Source organism: Pseudoalteromonas sp. APC 3224, from assembly GCF_030407535.1.
Classification (GTDB): Bacteria; Pseudomonadota; Gammaproteobacteria; order Enterobacterales; family Alteromonadaceae; genus Pseudoalteromonas.
Map to the genome: position 1 here is coordinate 1 of NZ_JASDDF010000026.1, position 19,918 is coordinate 19,918.

Consider the following 19,918-nt stretch of genomic DNA (forward strand, 5'->3'; position numbering starts at 1 on the left):
TAAGATAAAATAAAGAATCTTTAATGCCCGATAGAATATTTAAATCATCAAGGTTTAAATTAAATAGATAGATAGATAGATAGAAGTTTGACTGAAGAAAGATATAAAAAGGAATGGTTTAGAAAGTTCAAAAAGTTTTGCACATTTTAATGAATTATGGTGAAACAGGTTAGTGCTTCACCACGATGAACTTAGGTTCACATAATAAATTATGCTACTTCTACGTTCTCAGCTTCTGGGCCTTTTTGACCTTGCTTGATGCTGAAAGTCACTGCTTGACCTTCGCTAAGAGTGCGAAAACCAGAACCAGTGATTGCGCTGAAATGTACAAACACGTCAGGACCATTTTCTTGTTCAATGAAACCAAAGCCTTTAGCTTCGTTGAAAAATTTTACTTTACCAGTAACCGACATACTAAATTTTCCTGTAAGTCAATAATTAAAATTCAGCCATATTATTATGGCAATATCCTCCCTGAGTCAATGCCCAAAAAACTGGAGGTGATAGTACAGGAAGAAGTAATAACCAAACCGGTAACCTTAAACGCAGCACAATACCGTAATTCAATACGCAAAAACTCAAAGCCAATTAAGGTTAACACATTAATATTTTTTTAGCTCTATTAATTGGGATTTATTTTTGAAGATTCATCGATTTATTACTTTCTTTGTAAGTTTCTAATTTTTAACGGGATAAACAGTTCATAATTTGTGTTTTTTATAAACAGAGTGTATTTTTTTAAAATATGGCCGATCTGCACAGCTTTTTGCTAACTTAAAATAAAAAAACCACCTTAGTTTTAGGTGGTTTTAAATTCTAATTATTTAACTTGCCAGTCAATAACACTATCTGCTTTGATTGGTACAACTTCTGAGTCCCCTAGCGAATAACTTGCTGGCACTGTCCAAGGTGCTTTCTCTAAGGTAATAGTGTCTTTATTACGCGCTAGACCATAAAAATCTGGGCCGAAGTGACTTGCAAAGCCCTCTAACTTATCAAGCGCCCCTGCCTCTTCAAAAGCTTCAGCATAAAGTTCAATAGCTGCGTGCGCAGTATAAGCACCGGCACAACCACATGCCGCTTCTTTTTTATCTTTGTAATGCGGGGCTGAATCCGTGCCTAAAAAGAATTTTTTACTACCACTTGTAGCTGCCGCCATGAGCGCTTGTTGATGAATATTACGCTTTAATATAGGTAAGCAATAATAATGTGGGCGTATACCCCCTGCTAGCATATGGTTGCGGTTATATAACAAATGATGAGCAGTAATTGTAGCTGCTACATTAGCCGAAGCATTTTCAACAAACTCTACCGCATCTTTTGTTGTTATATGTTCAAGGACAATTTTAAGCTCAGGAAAATCTGCGACAACGTCGCCTAAAATAGTATCTAAAAACACTTTTTCACGATCGAATATATCAATAGAAGAGTCAGTAACTTCACCATGTACGAGTAAAAGCATGCCAACTTCTTGCATTGCTTTTAATACTGGATAAATATTTTTTACTGATGTTACACCAGAATCTGAGTTAGTTGTTGCGCCCGCTGGGTAGAGTTTAGCTGCAAAAATTTTACCTGTCGCTTTTGCTTTTTTTATTTCATCAGGCGTCGTTTTGTCGGTAAGGTAAAGCACCATTAAAGGTTCAAACTGCCCTTGAGGTTTTGCAGCCATAATTCGCTCTCGATACGATAATGCGGTTTCTGTACACGTTGCTGGCGGAACTAAATTTGGCATAATAATCGCGCGGCCCATATAGCGGCTAATATCACGCACCGTATCTTTTAACTGATCTCCATCACGTAAATGAACATGCCAATCATCGGGTCTAGTAATCGTTAAAGTTGTCATTTTGCTCGTCATCGTAAAGTCCTAATGCTTAAGTTAACTGATCATAGGCATATGGTGATTTCGAGTAAAGGGCTTATTAGAAATAATCCTTAGATACTACATTTAAAGTTAACTTTACACTTCATGATTCTCATTTAACGTTTTATTTTGTAGAAACGTTAATATTAGGTTAACGTATGTACCTTTAATAATTATAAGGCCTCCCAAAGCTGCCTATGTCGAATACTATCGATACCACTAAAGCGCTCGAAACTAAAACGGATCAGTTGAGTATAATCAATCAGTTCTCATCAAGTTTATTGCAACTGAATACGTTAGAAGCGCTTTTTAGTTACGTCACCACACAAGTTGTTAATCGACTTGGGTTTGTAGATTGTGTTATCTACTTAGCAGATGACAGTCAGTCTTTGCTAAATCAAGTAGCTTCTATGGGTATTAAAAACGGGCATATCAGTTATCAATCTGAGCGAAAAATCATTCGCTTTAGCGAAGGCATTACAGGTTATGCAGCATCTACAGGCCAAGCTTTAATAATTGGCGATGTAACTAAAGACAACCGTTACATAGCTGATGAGCGCCCGGCTCAATCAGAAATATGCGTACCCTTGATATACAAAGATCGTGTCCTAGGGGTTATAGATTGTGAGCACCCAATAAAAAATTACTTTACTAGTTCACATTTAGAGATTTTAACCACCGTAGCTCACTTACTAAGTGCAAAAATCAATCAAGTGAATACCGTTAATAGCTTGCAAGACACTGTTATGCAGCTAAACAATGCACAAAAATTAGAAAGCAGCCTACTGCAAATAGCTAATTTAACTTATAAAGCACAAAATTTAGACACCTTCTTTCAATCTTTGCATGCGATTATTGACAGCTTATTGACTGCGAGTAACTTTTTTATTGCGCTGTACGACAAAAAAGAAGACGCGCTCGACTTTGTTTATACTGTTGAAGGCGGTGTACAAACAAATACCCACAAAGTTATTTCAAAAGAGCAACTAAAAGAAACAGCCTCTTACTATTTGCTGATCAATGAACGCCCACTGTTACTCAATAAACAGCAATACTTTGAACATATTGCACAAGGTCATTTTAAGCTAGTAGGTGAACAAGCGGATTCATGGCTAGGCGTGCCTTTTAAAGTTAATGAGCGCATGAGTGGCGTTATTGTCGTGCAAAGCTATGACAATCAACATTATTACAATGAACATGATAGCTCTTTGCTAACCTATGTAAGTCGACAAATAAGCATGGTTATAGATCGGCATTTAGCTCGTCAAGAGCTTGAGCACAAAGCGCTGCACGATGAGCTAACTGGGCTTGCAAACCGGTCGCTATTAATAGAAAGGATGAAGCATGCAATTTTACGCCTAAATCGCGCAAAAAAAGGCACTTTTCATGCCCTGCTCTATCTGGATTTTGACCGCTTTAAAAGTATTAATGATTCATTAGGCCATGAAGTAGGCGATCACTTTTTAATTGCTATATGTAAGCTTATTACTGAAACCGTTCGCAATACCGATACTTTCTCTCGCTTAGGTGGCGATGAGTTTGCTATTTTCATGGAAAATCTTAGTCATCGTGATCAAGTAAACGTTGCCCTGACTCGTATTAAAACGGCACTATCTGAACCCGTTAATATTGATGGCCATTTACTGCAACCGTCCACCAGCATTGGCGTAGCATTTAGTGGCAACGAAAATGATGAAGCATTTGTATTATTACAACAATCCGATGCGGCTATGTATGAGGCAAAATCATCAGGACGTGGTCAAGTTAAGTTTTTTAATAATGTGATGCGTAATAAGCTAAAAACGCATGCAGATCTTGAAAACGACTTACAGCACGGTATTGAGCATAATGAATTTGAACTGTATTTTCAGCCTATATTCACTATTAACAGTAGTGAAGTTATAGGGTTTGAAGCTCTCGTACGTTGGCATCATCCAAAGAAAGGGTTTGTATCACCGAGCGACTTTATTCCAATTGCAGAAAAGACCGGGCAAATTATTAACTTAGACTTGCATTTACTCGACCTCGCAGCGCAACATATTGCTTTGTGGCAACAACAAGGTCATCGCTTTTTACGTGTCACGGTTAATGTGTCGTCTCGACACTTTGCCAGCTTAGAGTTTGTAGAGCAGCTCCATGAAATTTATAAAAAACACCAACTACCATTAGGCTCATTGTGTCTTGAGATAACAGAGTCGGGGTTAATTGAAAATTTAGAATTAGCGACGCAAATTATACAAGGATTATCGCCTTTAAAAGTGTTGCTTTGCCTAGACGATTTTGGCACTGGCTACTCTGCCTTAGGTTACTTGCATCAACTGCCTATTCATGTGCTAAAAATTGATAAAAGCTTTATTGATAATTTAAAAACTACTGCTAACCCGTTAATAGATGCTATTTTAACCTTGGCTATTTCTTTAGATCTTATTGTTATAGCCGAGGGAATAGAAACCGCTGAACAACTTACTATTTTACAAAAAACCCAATGTGATTACGGCCAAGGCTTTTTAAAATCAAAACCGGTTACAGCAAAAGAGGCTATTTCACTAATACACGCCCCTCTTTAAGTAGCTAAGCACAGCTGGAATTTACAACCTCAAGTATTCAGGATTAAACTGACCGCTGTGCTTACTCGCTTTAATACTCTTAAATAACTTAACCCAGTTTGTAAGAACATACCAATTAAGCCTTGATGCTAACCTTAACAACATGTTTTACAACAACACAGTAATTGTTAAAAACATAACTTATTCCATAACCAAACTCACCCTACACTGTTTTTAATTTCTGTTTAACTATTAAACCTAATTTATGTAATTCACCGATATAAAAATTCATTACAAACTTTCAGATAATATTAGGGCCTATTGATTTCACAATCATCGACAAGCCCCCATTTAACACCTTAATTTAACATGAGCTAAATTCAACAATAAACAAATAACAAAACAACATTTGACTATGGAAAGTTAATAAATTTAATGTTTGCAGTAAAAAACACACCAAACCTCACTTTTATAGCCATCTAGACGTTGAAACGATTTTTATATAAGCGTAGTATGTAGTTAATCTAAGCAATACTCACCATACCCATGAGATTTATTAAAGATGATTGACATTAAACACCTAAAAACTATAGCGACCCTTAAAGAAACGGGATCGTTAGTTAATACAGCCCGCGAGCTATTTTTAACTCAGTCAGCTTTATCACATCAGATCAAAGATTTAGAAAATAAATTAGATTGCCAGTTGTTCGAACGAAAAACTCAACCCGTCCGATTTACACCTCAAGGTATGTTATTACTTGAATTAGCACACGAAATATTACCTAAGTTAGAAGCAACTAAATGCCGATTAAAAGAAAGTTTAAATCAGCCAATCTCACAACTGCGTCTAAGTGTTGAATGTCATGCCTGTTTTCATTGGTTATTGCCTACTATTAAAGAGTTTAATAATTTTTGGCCTGACATAAAAATTGATTACGAACGTGGTTTTAGTTACGACGCCATCCCAGACTTATTAAACGATGAATTAGACCTAGTGCTTACATCAGATGTGCGTGAACCCGACAAACTAGAATACGCCCACCTATTTGACTTTAAACTTAAGCTAATAGTGGCACCGGATCATGACTTAGCTAAAAAAGCCTACGTAACTGCGCTTGATTTAAAAAACGAAACTATTATTTCTTACCCGATTCCCCGTGAGCGCCAAGATATATTTAAGCATTTTATTCAAAATGCACGTTTTGATGGCACGCTTAAAACAGTTGATCAGGGCTTACTTATATTTCAATTAGTCAGTGCAGGTATGGGTGTAGCCGCCCTACCTGATTGGCTCGTTACTCCGTATGAAAGCCAAGGGCTAATTAAGTCAATTCCACTGGGCGCGCTGGGTTTAACCCGTCCGATGTACTTAGCGATGAAAAAAGACATGAAAGACAATCCGGTTTACCGTCATTTTTTAAACACCTGTAAATTAAATAACGGTCGATAAATCTAAAACTTATGAGTAACATGTTAGTAAATATATTCAACCGTGTTACTCATTATGTTTGAACTTAAAAAAATATTGGGCGGTTTACTCATGCCGTTACCATTACTAGGTTTACTTAGCCTAATACTGCTTATTTTTGCACTCAAACAACGAAAGCGTGTTATTACCTTGTCTTTTTTAAGTTTTACAACCTTATTACTTGCCAGTACGCCCTGGGTTGCCAACTTATTGATTAAAAAGAATCAACCTACTTCATTGGCTTTTAATTTCCTTAAGCACCCCAAAATAGACAAAATTGTGGTGCTTGGCTGTGATATAAACCCTAACCCGGCACTCAGCGCTAACAGTCAGCTAGGAAATTGTGCATTAACACGTTTAGTGGAAGGCATTAGGCTCGCAAATATATATCCGCGAGCTCAGCTAATTGTATCGGGTGGGGGTTATGAAAAAATCACCAACAGCGCACTCATGTATAAAACGGCAATTAGCTTGGGTATTAATAAAAATCGTATTGTACAAAATCCAAACGCAATGGACACAGCGCAAGAAGCCGCATTTTTAGCCTCAAAACTTGTCGACTATAATACCGCTTTAGTTACCTCTGTAAGTCATATGCCCAGAGCAATAAATTTATTCAATGCACAAGGTGTCGCAGCAATCCCAGCAGCAACTGACTACCACAACTTTGCCGCTTACCCGTGGTACAAGCAACTCATACCCAACGCAAAAGCATTATTAGTGGTAACTCAATTTGCCCATGAAGTTGTCGGTAATGCATGGATAAAAATACGTCGTACAATAAATCCGGAAGCTCTTTGATTTATTAAATCTTTATTTAGCTAAATATATTATCCCCCTGAAAAACCTCGGTAATTAGTTTATTAACAGGGGATATTAAAAAATAAAAAACACTATTAGCTATAAACAAGCCTATATTTGTTATTGTTGATGGGTTTTAACCTCTGCAGCTTGGTTCCAAAGACGATACAGTGTGAACAAGAATACACAAAGAAATAATAAACTGAGGGCTGTTAGGTTCTCAACCCCTAAAGAATCAAAGGTAGCGCCAAAAGTAAAACCTCCACCAACTAAAAGAACGACCCAAGCGAGTGCAGAGCATGCATTTAATAGGCTAAAACGGCGCCAACTAATCGAGGTGAGCCCAATCGGTAGAGCACCAATAGTGCGAAGCCCTTTTGGATACCGATATAAAAAAATGTAGGCAGTACCATAACGATTTGCAAGCTCAGAGGCTGTTTTAAATAACCGACCTAGTCGGTTTGGCTTTTCAAGCCATGTAGTGCCATATGTTCTTGCGAGAGCAAATCGTAATTCATCCCCCAAATATCCGCCCATAAAAGCTGCCAGAGCAACATAACCAACATCAAGTGCACCGGTATGTGCAGCATAGCCTGCAAATAAGGGTAACCACCCACTTTTTAAAGCACAATAACCAAAAAGTAACAGATAAACCAACAACCCATATTGCTGTATTAAATCTAACATATCTTCCATTTTATACCTTTACGTTGAATTGCCTGGCGGCGAGAAAATAACATTTTAATTTAAACGGGATAATTGCAGCGAAAGATCTGTTATGTACCAATGTAATAGAAGCTTCCTTTGGCTTGATAAAGTAGTTAGTTTTTTTTGAAGATTTTAAATAACCTACTCAGGATAAATGATGAGTAGGTTACATTAATGACATTGCTTTTACGGCAAGCGTTTACACTGGGTTATCTATATCAATAAATGTTACGTCAAAACTATATTGCTCTGCGAGAAGCTCTCCCAGCGCTTTAATACCGTATCGCTCAGTGGCATGGTGACCTGCAGCAAAAAAGTCGATATTTTGCTCGCGTGAACTGTGAATAGTTTGCTCTGATGCCTCACCGGTTAAGTAAGCATCTAACCCCTGCTCGGCTGCTAAGTCAATATACCCTTGCCCACCACCAGTGCACAGCGCAATGGTTTCAATTTTATCATTACGCACTAAGCTTGTTAGTGGCTCGCGATTGAGTACTTGGCCTATTTTTTTAGCAAATTCGCACCCCGTTAGCGGCGTTTTTAACCGCCCCTTCATCGCGACACTGTTGTTAATTGGCTCTAAACCCGCCTCAATTTCAATATCGAGTAATTGCGCCAGTTGAGCGTTATTGCCTATTTCAGGGTGAATATCTAATGGCAAATGATAAGCAAATAAATTGATATCGTTAGCTAAAAGCGCAGCCACACGACGCTTTTTCATGCCTGTAATTGGTTGCGACTCACCTTTCCAAAAATAGCCATGGTGTACCAAAATAGCATCCGCATTTTGTTCAATGGCGGCATCAATAAGCGCTTGGCTTGCTGTAACACCGGTTACTATAGTACGTATTTCATCTTTACCTTCTACCTGAAGTCCGTTTGGACAAAAATCGTTAATGGTTTCTGGTTTCAATAACGTGTTTAACAGTTGATTAAATTCTCTACGTTGCATACTGCTTACCTTACTTTGCACTGAATTTTGTACAAATTTTGGCGGTTATGCACTAAAAATGAAAGGAAAATCGCAAAAAATTGAAAAACAGTTCTAAAATAGGTATAAATACCTCTTCTTTATCTGTGAAAACAACGTATAGGGTCTCTGATGAGCAAACTAGACAAAACAGAAGTGTTATCTGCCTTTGAAGCTGCATATGAAGCTGCTAACGGTAAAAAACCTGAAATAACAACTAAACCTGGCTGGTACAGCGTTGATGGCGGCAAGAATATGCGCCTAGCTGATGTAGCAGAGCTGACTAAAGAATTAAGCTCTGGAAAGTCTACAAAAAAAGCTGCAGTAAAAGCACCCGCTAAAAAAACTAAAAAAGCTGCTCCTGTAAAAGCACAGAAAAAAGCGCCTTTCACCGTGATCACTGAGAACGAAGAAGGTTATACAGCAGAAGAGCTTTGGATAGTAGAGCTTGCTCGTAAAGATCACGACTGTCGCCTACCGCGCGGTGTAGTGTAATTTACTGAGTGCTCAGTTTAAAAGAAACCGCGTTAAGCGGTTTTTTTATGCCCGTCACTTGTTATTAACTACATAATAATTAATCTGAGCTCTAGCTGTTTAGATAAATACAGCATAAAAAAAGCGACTGACTAGCCGCTTTTTTTATCAGTAAGCCTATATATTATTCAAAAAATAATGGGGCACGTTGTTTTTTACCAACTTCGTTCATCGTTGCTGCGTCGAACAAGCGGCCGTTGATCATGGTGTAATCAATTTTGTCTGAATCACGAATGTTTTCCAGTGGATCGCCATCAATAACCATTAAATCTGCCAGCTTACCAACCTCTAATGAGCCTACGTTTTTATCTAAGCCTAGGTATTTAGCAGGATCGAGAGTTGATGCTCGAATAGCCTCAAGCGGCGTCATACCACCTTGAGCAAACATCCACATTTCCCAGTGCGCACCTAAACCTTCACGCTGGCCATGTGCACCTAAATTAACCAGTACACCTAAATCTTGTAGTTCAGCTGCCACACGTGCATTGTTAAAGTGGTTATAGTGATGATCGGGCGCTTTAACACGACGCATTGAACGAGGTAGTAATTGGTTTTTAGGCACAAATTTGCTCAATCGAGGATGATTCCACACATCAGTTTTATCGTACCAGTAGTTTTCACCCCAAATACCGCCATAGGCAACCACCAATGTAGGCGTATAACCTACATCACTTTGTGACCACAACTGCTTAATATCATCATAAATATGTTCAACCGGAATGGAATGCTCAATCCCTGTATGCCCATCAACCACCATACTCAAGTTATGTTGTAATAATGAGCCCCCTTCTGGCACGACCATCATTTCAAGTTCACGACCAGCCTCAATCACTTGCTGACGCTGCTCTCTGCGAGGTTGGTTATAAGATTTAACACTAAACGCCCCTACTTTTTTCAAACGCTCTAAATGAAATTTAGCATCATCTAATGAATCAATATGCGAAGTATAACCAGGCATATTAGCTCCATATAAAATAGTACCAGTGGAGAAAATACGCGGACCGACAATCATACCGGCTTTTTGCATTTCACTGGCAGTGAATATTTCAGTGGTGTCGTTTGATGGATCGTGGATGGTGGTAACACCTAGCGCAAGGCCTGCAAAGTTTTTCCAATTTTGTTGTGGGATAATTTCATCGCTTGCTTGTGAGCCATGCGCATGCGCATCAACCATACCAGGCATAATTGTTTTGCCTGTTACATCAACAATCTTAGCATTTTTTGGAATGCTAATATCTGCAGCAGAGCCAATAGCTTTAATATGCTTACCATCGGTAACAATAACGCCATTTTCAATGACTTTTTCGCCGTCCATGGTAATAATTTTTGCGCCAGTTAAGGCAATCATGCCTTCTGGTTCAGCCATTTTTTTGCTAAAACCAATGTTAGTCCCGCTTTTGACTTTAACGCCTTGGTCATCGGCTTTATTAATAGCAAACATCCCCTCTAAACTTGCATGGTATAGTTCAGGGCCAAGTGTCCAATAGAGTTTATTGCTGTTGGTACTCCAGCTAATATTTTCACCAGCACGAACAGATAATTGCTCAATTGGAAATTGGCTGTCTTTAGGCCCAATATTAATGGTTTTACCACGCTCAACAAACGGTGTTACAAACACTTTAAAGCGCTCTGAAAATGCTAAATACTCACCATCAGGCGATACCCTAAATTCAGTGGCATGTTCTGATTCATAGAGTTTGCGCACTTTTTTACTTTCAAGCTCAACCACACTTAACGTTGGTTTAGGCCATGGACTCATAACATAAACACGATCGTTGGCACTACCAAACTGCGGTTGGTAACCACTTTTAGAAATTAGTTCACTCTTACCACCTTTAGTGCTAACACTATAAATGCCAGGGTGTAATGACCATTTAGGATTTAAAATGCTGCCGCCGCTGGCTTTACGATAAACTACAGTTTTGCCATCAGGGCTAAAGGTAGGCTCTACATATTTACCCGGTTCATCGGTAATCGTATCGCCGCGACCACTTCGTGCAGAAACAACGCGCACTGTGCCTTGTTCATTATCGTCCCATGTGGTGTAGACAATTTTTTTGCCATCACGCGAGTACTGTGGAAATAACTCATAATGATCGGTTTGCTTGGTTAAACGTTTGATTTTTCCTGAGTCTAAATCGCGTTTATAAATATGACCCAGTGCTTCAAACAATGCCGTTTCACCATCTGGGCTAATTTGTACATTTCGCAGCATTTTTACATCAAATTCTTCAGTATCGATATTTTGAGTAAAGCGCACCGCTTTTTGAATTTTTTTCGTGGTGTCTATTTTGAATGCAATATCGCTGACAGATTTATCATCAACATTGAGTTTATGAATGGTGCCACCAGCCCAAAATACTAACTCTTCATTATCTGGTGTCCACGCAATTGTTGGGTATACCCCATGAATAGCCCATGTTTCTTGCATATCGCGCTCTAGCTTGTCATATAGCTTGGTATGCTCACCGCTGGTTAAATCGTATAAGTACAAGCTAGTTTGAAAGTCATCACGCTTTACATAGGCAAGTTTTTTACCATCCGGTGACGGAGTTGGTCTGATTGCCCCACCCATACCACTAATAATCGTTTCTATTTCACCCGTTTCGCGGTCATAACGCTTAATTTTATAAATACCCGCAACCGAATCTTTTGAGTAATGAAAGGTTTTACCTGGGGTTGCATCATGAGAAAAATAAACATAACGACCATCAGGTGAAAACATCGGCTCACCTAAATCTTTTTGATCGTTTTCACGTTTAGTCAGTTGAACCCCTTTACCACCCGCTTTATGATAAAGCCAAACTTCACCCGCGCCTAAAGAGCGACTGGCGGTAAAGTGCTTACGCGCAACTAAATAATCGCCATCAGGGCTCCACGCCGGACTATTAAGTAAACGAAACGTTTCATCCGTTACTGCGGTTTGGTTCTCGCCATTAACGTCCATAACCCAAATATTATCACCGCCACCTTGGTCTGAGGTAAAAGCAATATGCTTGCCATCAGGGCTAAAACGCGGCTGCATTTGCCATGCGATATCAGAGGTTATTTGAGTGGCTTTACCACCACTCATTGGCATAGTGTAAATATCGCCCAGTAAGTCAAATACTAGGGTTTCTCCATAAGGGCTTATATCTACATTCATCCATGTGCCTTGCTCTACACTAATAGAAGCATCTACAAATTGCCCTTTTGGTGAATCAACTTGCCATTTTTTTTCATCTGTTTGCTCTGCGTGTACTTGACCCAATGCCAATGAAACCGATAACGCAAGCGCTGTTTGCAGCATTTTTTTCATGCTTATCTCACTTATTATTGTTGCTGTGTGTTGCTCTATTACATGATTGCAACAAAAACGCTAGCAAGTTACCAGCGTAATAGGATGAAGTGCATAAAATTAATGCCAAACAATAGGATCAAATTGATAAAAATCCACCAGCAGACTGTAAATCTCGGGGTCTTCACGGCGTAAATCCGCTGGTTTTTCTAAAAATGTTTCGGTGATCACCGCAAAAAATTCTGCCTCATTTGTGGCTCCGTAACTATGAATAACATGTGGCATACTATAAGCTACGTGCGTTTTTAACTGCGAAAATGCTCGGCTAAATACCTTGCCCCATTGTTGATATTGGGCCTGCGATGACAGCAGTGGCGTGCCGGTGGTTTTACCGGTTTCTTGATCAAGTTGATGCGCAAACTCATGAAACACTAAATTGTGCCCGTCACTGGGTAAGCGGTTTCCCTCAAGTACATCATGCCAGCTTAGCACCAATGTGCCTCCAGGCCACGACTCACCTTGCCTTACGGTGTTATGAAAACTAACAAGGCCGGCGTTATCGCGACTCTCTTGAGGCGCGTAGTACGCACTGGGATAGAGTAAAATTTCTTTCACGTTTTTATACAAAGGCCAGGGTTTATTTAGTACCAGCAGGCAAGCATCGGCGGCAATAATGAGTTTCATTGCTTCAGTTAGTTGCAACCCATCACAGCCAACAAAGCGCTTTTCATTTAAAAACCACACAATATGAGATGCTAACTTGGCTCGATCTGCATCAGTCATTTTGTTATAGATTGGCATAGCCCGCAGTAACAGCGCATGCTGTTGTGGGCTTAAAGATAAATTACTGTATTTACGGTGCCACAGAGTATTTTGAATATCAGGCCAGCGCCAAAAAATAACGACAAACGCAAAAAGTAAGAAAATCAATAATCCGTTTACCATTTAATAGCCCAATAATTATCTATACAGTATTAATTGGTCCATAAAACTAGAATTCAATTATTTAGCACTAAATAAAAAGCCACACATCTGTTAGAGCGTGGCCTTTACTTTAGCTAGTTGACTGTTTATTTGTAATCGTTCTAACGATACAGAGGCTGCCATGCACATGTACGATAGCCATATCGTTCAAAGTAGAAACGATTACAGTTGGTATCATAATTACTTGAGCCAACATCTATGCGATGTTCACTTATATATTTATTATGCAGAGAAACCTGTTGCCCATTATACAATAAAGTAAAATGAACATGAGGACCTGATGATTGGCCGCCCTCACACAATGCTTGATTATAATTATTGGCATAGCGACCTAACCATGCACCAGGTTGAACATAGTCACCAGTGCTATATTGAAGGTTTGACATATGGTAATAGTTGGTTGAATAGCCACTGGCGTGTGTTACTCGAATATTGCAGGAAGAAAAGCGAGTTACCGTTCCGCCATGCGCAGCTTGAACAAAAGGAGTATTAGCGCCCCAGCCACCAGAGCCATTGTTAAAATCAAGTGATGAGTATGGGTAGCCAGAACCTGTATTTGAGTGAGCGCCACCACTGTACCAATAGCCAGACGGCCACGGTAAGTTCATTTCAAAACTAGCGGCTAAAAGTTGTTTTTCATTATTTTGATCTACACTATTCAATGAACGTTGCAATTGACTAGTGTTACTAGGAAATACACGGTCAAACGTAGCTAAAAACTCAGTCAAAGTCTGTTGATTATTTTTAGAGTTTGATGCCAGTCTATCGCTATCTGCAAACAGACTTACTAGAGCCGCAGTTGCAGCTGTGCTACTCGTAGTTTGGGTTGCCTGATTTCGTTTTTTTAACTTATCTTGTGACTCTTGCCACTGCTTATATGCATAAAAGCGTTGACTTAATTTCATCACTACGTCTTTTACTTGCGCATCAAAACCACGCTTGTCTGTTATACCAGCTAAAGGGTTTTTAATATCAGCATTTGGGTTTGAAAGTAAGCCACTTTGTTGCTCTATCAGCGCTAAAATTACTTTTGGATTAATGCTGGTATAACCTGCCCAGTGTAAAATGAGCTCTTTTTATCTTCAATTGCTGACGCATGTAAAGAAAAAAAGTTATCCCAATCTTCGTTTAATAATGAGTCATTAAACACAAATTGCGTATCATCAATAGTCAGTAAAGAGTTAAGCTTGAGTGATGCTAAAGCCTGTTTAGTAAACAAAAAGTCATCATGCTTATCGCCTTCTGCTAATACCACGGGTGAGGCCCCTAGAAGACTTGCGAATGTAATATTAATTATCTTGTTTTTCATCTTATATTCCTTAAGTAAAAAGCAAAAAACCCCCTAATGGGTACACAAGGTATAGCACCCAAATTAAAATAAAGTTAATTAATATTACTTATGCTTACATATAATTACTTAATGAATTAACTTAACCTACACAAATAATAAAGAAGTTGAAATTCTCTATATGATAAAAGCTGTCGGAAAAAACGATTTAACGCATTAAAGCAGCTCTTTTTAGGAAGCTATGCACTCAACCCTATTTCGGCCATTGTTTTTTGCCTTGTATAAAGCTTGATCAGCACGAGATAATAACCGATCATAATCATCGACATTATCAGAGTCAGAAACACCAAAGCTCACGGTTACGCTAAGCCCTTGGGCAATAGACGAAAAGTCTTTATTTTCAATTTCTTTGCGTAATTGTTCACATAATTGCTGTGCTTGCACAGTATTCATGTCAGGAAATACAAATGTAAATTCTTCACCGCCCCAACGAGCCACTTCTTGCTCGCCTTCACAATGCGCTTTAAGAATATTGGCAACTTCACATATAACCTGATCACCAATCAAATGAGACCAACCATCATTAATGCGTTTAAAGTGGTCAATATCCATAATGGCAATCGCAAGCGGAGTATTACGCGCTTTAAAATCTGTAAAGTTGTCGGCCAGCCAACCATCAAATGCCCGGCGATTCGGTAAGTCGGTGAGCTGATCATGGGTAGCTTGATAAGCAAAGGCACTTGCTTGCTCTTGCAGTGCTTGGGTTTGCTTCACCACTCGGCTAGTTAGCTCTTTTTCTACCTGCTTATAGCGATACAAGCGATAACGATATGCACTATATATGACAACCACAAAAATAAAAAACACCACTAGCTTAAAGCTGGTTTTTTGCCAAAAATGCGATTGAATTTCAAAATGAATCACTTTGTCATTTTGCTGCCAATCGGTATTAGGATAGGCAGAACGCACTGCAAATGAATATTTCCCCGCGGGTAAATTAGTATATTCAGCTGTTGCAATATGAAAACGATCAACCCATTCATCGTTAAAGCCTTTCATTTTTGTTTGAAAGTTTAATCGCTGCGGCATGATAAAACTTAAGCCTGCATAATGGAACGACAGCCGTGTAACTCCAGGTGGCAAAACAAGTGTGTCACCATCAACAGGCAATAACATGGGTTTACCATCTACAGAGAAACTTTCTACAATAGTTGGTAACGGTATCTCGGTGGCTTCTTTTAATCGCGCGGGTTTAACCGTACTCACCCCTTTTGCGGTGGCAAACCAAATAGTACCATCTGAATGCGCTGTAGCCGAAGGCGTTGACCCTCCATTGGCTTGCGCACTGAGCATGCCATCGCCCTCATCGTATAATTGAAAAGCTAGCGTCTGACTACCTTTTGTAGCTGAGTCTAGTAGCTGATTAACCTGCTTATAATTAACTTCAATAATGCCACGGTTACTTGATAGCCAAAGTGAATCTTTAAAGGGAACAATTTGAAAAAGCTTATCAACCGGTAATCCTAACTCCCTCCCTAAAATAGTCATATGGCCATTTGAATGTTGATAACGCAATAAACCTCTATCGGTCGCCATCCAGGTATATTTATCGTCAATATAAAAGCCAAACGCATATTTAGCCAAAAACGCTTCAGGGAACTGAATTGGTTGAAATTTCTCCGTATTGGTATTGTAAACTACTACGCCATTGCCAGTGCCTATCCAAATATTTGCCCTCTTATCTTCACTCAAAGCTAGAATAAAGCCACTCGGCAACTCTTTCTCATTAGTAAATTGGTCTAAGCTGCCGTCGGTATTAACTCGCGTTAACCCCATGGCTGAACCTACCCATAGACGATTTTTTGAATCAAAAAGTAACGATCGTACTTCATTACTACCAAGGCCATTATCACGATTTAAGTAAGGTACAAGCTCGTTATTAACCACCTTCAACACACCTGAAGTGTATGTACCGACCCAAACATCACCTTGGCTTTGTTCAAGTAAGCTCAATACTGAATAAGGAGAGCCTTGCTTAGTACCTTTAAGATGGGTAATTTTATTGTTTTGCAGCCGATCTAAGCCTGTACTCCCGCCTATCCATAAACTGCCATCAGAATGTGACAGTACCGTGCGTACATAATCGCTAGATAAGCCTCGCTTTTTTCCCCACGATGAAAACGGGGCTTCTCTTAACCTAAATACACCCGCGTTGGTCCCTACCCAAATACTGTTTTCTCTGTCTTGTAATAACGACAATATGCGGTTTGCAGGTAAGCCATTTTTAGCATCTAATTGCTCTATGCCATCAACACTGAGTCTAAATACCCCTTTATTAATAGTGCCAAACCACAAATCACCATGGTTATCTTCTAATAAACTAGAAATAGACTCTGCATTAAGCTGTGGATGGGGTGACTCAAACACATTGCCATTTAATACTCGCGCACCTCTTTCACTTCCAATAACAAGGCGTCCTTCACGGGTAATCAATAGAGTATATACAGGTGCATCTGGCAAACCATGATGTGGAGTCATCAATGTAGGCGTGTAATTAACTATTTTATACAGCCCATCACTGGTTGCCGCCCATATAATGCCCTGCTTATCTTCAATTATTCTGTAAGCACTGACGTTTTGTATTATTGGGATATCTTGAGTGCTTTTGGCAGGTCGATAAAACACACCATCATTTTCAAGTGCTAACCACAAATCCTCGTTTTTACTCTTAAATACGTGATTAACCATTGCTTGGGCGTTAGGTTGAGTGTCCCATTGTCGGTGCTGATATAAACTAATACCGCCGCGCGCTCCGGCTATGAGTAAGCCGCCATCGGATGTAGGAGTAAGCGCACGTACGCCTGAATCGGGCAAATCAGTAATTTCTGAGCGGGTAAATAGTTTAAATTCTTGACCGTTAAAGCGGGCAAGCCCTTCCCAAGTAGCCACCCATAAATAGCCATCTTGTGTTTGTGCAAGGCTATTAATGCTATTGTGAGGAAGGCCCGAACGGGTATTCCACGTTTCAAAAAAATAATCGCGCAACGGCAGCCGAGTCTGTTGCTGAGCATCAACAGTAAAAATCACCAACAAGAAACATAAAATCACCAAGCGATTCATCAGACACTGCCTTTATAATTATTAGTTTTTATATTTGAGTAAATTCAAGGTGAAAATTTAATTAGAAAACATCACCAACAAATAATAACATAAGATTTACAACTTTTTCATTAAGTATTATCACTCAAACTATCAAATGAGTGTTGCAAACGTTGGATGAACTTAGCCACATGTAGTCCATCTAATAACGCATGATGGACATCAATTGATAGTGGCATTTCGCCTGTATCGGGGTTGTATTGACCAAACACAAATTTAGGGATGCCACAGCTTTGGCCCTGGGTAAACGCATGCGAAAAGCTGCTAAAGTTTAACCAAGGTAAAACAGAAACGTGAATTAAATCAGCTTGTCCTTCAGTTGCTGCAAAGGCATCAGAAAACAGCGGGTTTAACCTTGCTTCATGACTAATCGCTTTTGCTTTATTAGCAAACTCATTTAACGAGTTTTGCTGTTTAAAATAACTAAAGCGAAACGAGTCATCATCGGCAAGCTCAACCACACTCGCGCGCGTGGTGTTTAAATAATAAGGTTTTTGATTAACAATACGCAGCATCATCGGCTCATACTCATGACATGCTTTTAATAAGCAATAAACATAACCATGAAAAAAAGCACGATTAGTTTGTTTACACGCGGTATATAACTTTTTAGCACTGAGCTTTACACACACATTAAAATAAGGCTGAGTGAAGTTTTGAAACAATTCAAAATGTTGTTTGCGCGGCCACTGATCAAAATCAATAGCCCGAAGAGATAAATCGGCAGAAGACATAAAGTATACACAGAGCAAAAGTAAAATTTTACCTCGCTTTGCCTGTATTCGCATTAATTAAAATGATGCTTTGGGTGTAGTTATACCAAAGTCTTATATAGGCATAAAAAAAGGAGCGATAGTCGCTCCTTAGTTGAACTAAATAAAAAACTTAAAGTCCGTTTTCAATAATTTCTTGAGCAAGTTCATCAGCAATTAAATGCGTTGATTTTTGTTCTTTTTCACTGCGTGTAAAGATTTCAGCTAATGTATCGAAAATCTTCTCTACGTGTTTATTAGACGCCTCTTTACTGTAACCTTCAGGTGCTGTTTCGTAATACACGTTAATAATACCGCCTGCATTTATTACGTAATCTGGTGCATATAAAATACCTTTTTCACGTAAAATTTCACCATGGCGTGACTCTGCAAGCTGATTATTTGCACAACCTGCAACAATTGTTGCTTTTAAACGAGGGATTGTTGTGTCATTGATAGTGGCACCTAACGCACAAGGCGCATACACATCAACATCTAAGTCGTATATTTCATCAATACCAACCGCTGTTGCACCAAAGTCGTTTACTACCCGCTCAACTGCGGCTTGGTTAATATCAGTAACAAATAATTCTGCACCAGCTTCAGCCAAGTGTTTACACAAGCCATAAGCCACTGCACCTAAACCTTGCACAGCCACTTTAATGCCTGAGAAATCTTGAATGCCGCGTTGATGATGAAGCGCTGCTTTCATACCTAAAAACGTGCCGTAAGCTGTAAATGGCGATGGATTACCACTTTTGCCTTCAAGGCCTAGCACGTAGTTTGTTTCTTTGTTCATTATCGCCACATCATCACACGTGATATTTACGTCTTCTGCTGAGTAGTAACTGCCATTTAAACGCTCTAATTGACGACCAAATGCACGGAATAGCTGTTCAGATTTGATCTCTTTTGCATTACCAATAATAACTGACTTACCACCACCAAATGGCAAGCGTGCCACAGCATTTTTATAGGTCATCCCTTTTGATAAACGCAATACATCGTAAACTGCATCCTCATCGTTGGCATAATCCCACATTCTACAACCGCCTACAGCTGGGCCTAAGTTTGTGTTATGTACCGCAATAATGGCCTTTAAACCAGACGCTTTGTCTGAACAAAAAACCACTTGTTCATGGTTATCAAATTCAACTTGATTAAATACAACCACTTTAAATACTCCGAAAATAATGAGCCCTTTTGGGCAAGCACGCTACAAATTGACGAGACTTTATCACTTCAGATACTAGTTCGCTATACTATGAGTAGATAAACCACATAAACCGCACTCAACTGAAAAACAAAACGACTTATTGCGATAAATCAGCATAAAAAATTTAATAATGATTATATTATTAGGTATAAAAGCTAAAAACACCACCGCAATTAAAGTTTACGCTTACGTGAACGTCACTCTAAATTTATATGTAAACTTAATCGTACATCTTGAAAAAGAACACTAGCTCATAAAATACAATGGCTTATATAAAAACTGCCTATATAGCAAAAACTGGTCTGAGGTGTATAAGTATCTGCAAATTTAAAAATAAAAAAACGAGCA

General features: G+C 39.0%; 15 protein-coding genes. 4 read left to right on the forward strand and 11 right to left on the reverse strand.

The genetic code is table 11. The annotated features are described in order from the left end of the window. Window positions 1-209: 209 nt before the first annotated feature. Window positions 210-413, reverse strand: coding sequence for a cold-shock protein (locus QL989_RS12760; RefSeq protein WP_004588138.1), 204 nt, complete (start codon window positions 411-413; stop codon window positions 210-212). Between the two features lie 407 nt (window positions 414-820). Next, a complete protein-coding gene (gene pyrC / locus QL989_RS12765) occupies window positions 821-1,861 on the reverse strand; it encodes a dihydroorotase (RefSeq protein WP_178956235.1) in 1,041 nt (346 codons plus the stop codon). Window positions 1,862-2,064: 203 nt separating this feature from the next. On the opposite strand from pyrC, the gene QL989_RS12770 reads away from it, so the two are divergent. The 3 genes from QL989_RS12770 (at window position 2,065) to QL989_RS12780 (ending at window position 6,682) form a co-directional block, all read left to right on the forward strand. Next, the gene (locus QL989_RS12770) at window positions 2,065-4,434 is read left to right on the forward strand and encodes an EAL domain-containing protein (RefSeq protein ID WP_290170694.1); all 2,370 of its coding nucleotides are present in this window, start codon (window positions 2,065-2,067) and stop codon (window positions 4,432-4,434) included. 541 nt (window positions 4,435-4,975) lie between these two features. Continuing rightward, a complete protein-coding gene (locus tag QL989_RS12775) occupies window positions 4,976-5,863 on the forward strand; it encodes a LysR family transcriptional regulator (protein ID WP_010388553.1) in 888 nt (295 codons plus the stop codon). A 54-nt stretch (window positions 5,864-5,917) separates the two neighbouring features. Next, window positions 5,918-6,682, forward strand: coding sequence for a YdcF family protein (locus QL989_RS12780; RefSeq protein WP_290170695.1), 765 nt, complete (start codon window positions 5,918-5,920; stop codon window positions 6,680-6,682). 120 nt (window positions 6,683-6,802) lie between these two features. On the opposite strand, the gene QL989_RS12785 is transcribed toward QL989_RS12780, so the two are convergent. Both QL989_RS12785 and QL989_RS12790 read right to left on the reverse strand, forming a co-directional pair. After that, window positions 6,803-7,378: a VTT domain-containing protein gene (locus tag QL989_RS12785; RefSeq protein ID WP_290170696.1), complete on the reverse strand. Its 576-nt coding sequence runs from the start codon at window positions 7,376-7,378 to the stop codon at window positions 6,803-6,805. Window positions 7,379-7,589: 211 nt separating this feature from the next. Beyond that, complete coding sequence (locus QL989_RS12790; RefSeq protein ID WP_138609424.1) at window positions 7,590-8,342, reverse strand: Nif3-like dinuclear metal center hexameric protein; 753 nt, start codon at window positions 8,340-8,342, stop codon at window positions 7,590-7,592. A gap of 150 nt (window positions 8,343-8,492) precedes the next feature. On the opposite strand from QL989_RS12790, the gene QL989_RS12795 reads away from it, so the two are divergent. Continuing rightward, entirely contained in the window at window positions 8,493-8,855 is a 363-nt protein-coding gene (locus QL989_RS12795; RefSeq protein ID WP_010388549.1) for a hypothetical protein, read from the forward strand. A gap of 163 nt (window positions 8,856-9,018) precedes the next feature. On the opposite strand, the gene QL989_RS12800 is transcribed toward QL989_RS12795, so the two are convergent. The 7 genes from QL989_RS12800 to QL989_RS12830 form a co-directional block, all read right to left on the reverse strand. Beyond that, window positions 9,019-12,192: an amidohydrolase family protein gene (locus tag QL989_RS12800; RefSeq protein WP_290170697.1), complete on the reverse strand. Its 3,174-nt coding sequence runs from the start codon at window positions 12,190-12,192 to the stop codon at window positions 9,019-9,021. A 99-nt stretch (window positions 12,193-12,291) separates the two neighbouring features. Beyond that, window positions 12,292-13,116 carry a M90 family metallopeptidase gene (locus QL989_RS12805; RefSeq protein ID WP_290170698.1) on the reverse strand — a complete coding sequence of 275 codons (825 nt, stop codon included), beginning with the start codon at window positions 13,114-13,116 and terminating at the stop codon, window positions 12,292-12,294. A 140-nt stretch (window positions 13,117-13,256) separates the two neighbouring features. Beyond that, window positions 13,257-14,060 (reverse strand): M23 family metallopeptidase, encoded by an 804-nt coding sequence (locus QL989_RS12810; protein ID WP_290170699.1) that lies wholly within the window; start codon window positions 14,058-14,060, stop codon window positions 13,257-13,259. A 119-nt stretch (window positions 14,061-14,179) separates the two neighbouring features. Next, a complete protein-coding gene (locus QL989_RS12815) occupies window positions 14,180-14,464 on the reverse strand; it encodes a hypothetical protein (RefSeq protein WP_290170700.1) in 285 nt (94 codons plus the stop codon). A gap of 210 nt (window positions 14,465-14,674) precedes the next feature. Beyond that, the gene (locus QL989_RS12820) at window positions 14,675-17,563 is read right to left on the reverse strand and encodes a ligand-binding sensor domain-containing diguanylate cyclase (protein ID WP_290170701.1); all 2,889 of its coding nucleotides are present in this window, start codon (window positions 17,561-17,563) and stop codon (window positions 14,675-14,677) included. A 110-nt stretch (window positions 17,564-17,673) separates the two neighbouring features. Then, entirely contained in the window at window positions 17,674-18,336 is a 663-nt protein-coding gene (locus QL989_RS12825; protein ID WP_290170702.1) for a CatA-like O-acetyltransferase, read from the reverse strand. Between the two features lie 151 nt (window positions 18,337-18,487). Continuing rightward, window positions 18,488-19,528: a Glu/Leu/Phe/Val dehydrogenase gene (locus tag QL989_RS12830; RefSeq protein WP_290170703.1), complete on the reverse strand. Its 1,041-nt coding sequence runs from the start codon at window positions 19,526-19,528 to the stop codon at window positions 18,488-18,490. Between the last annotated feature and the right edge of the window lie 390 nt (window positions 19,529-19,918).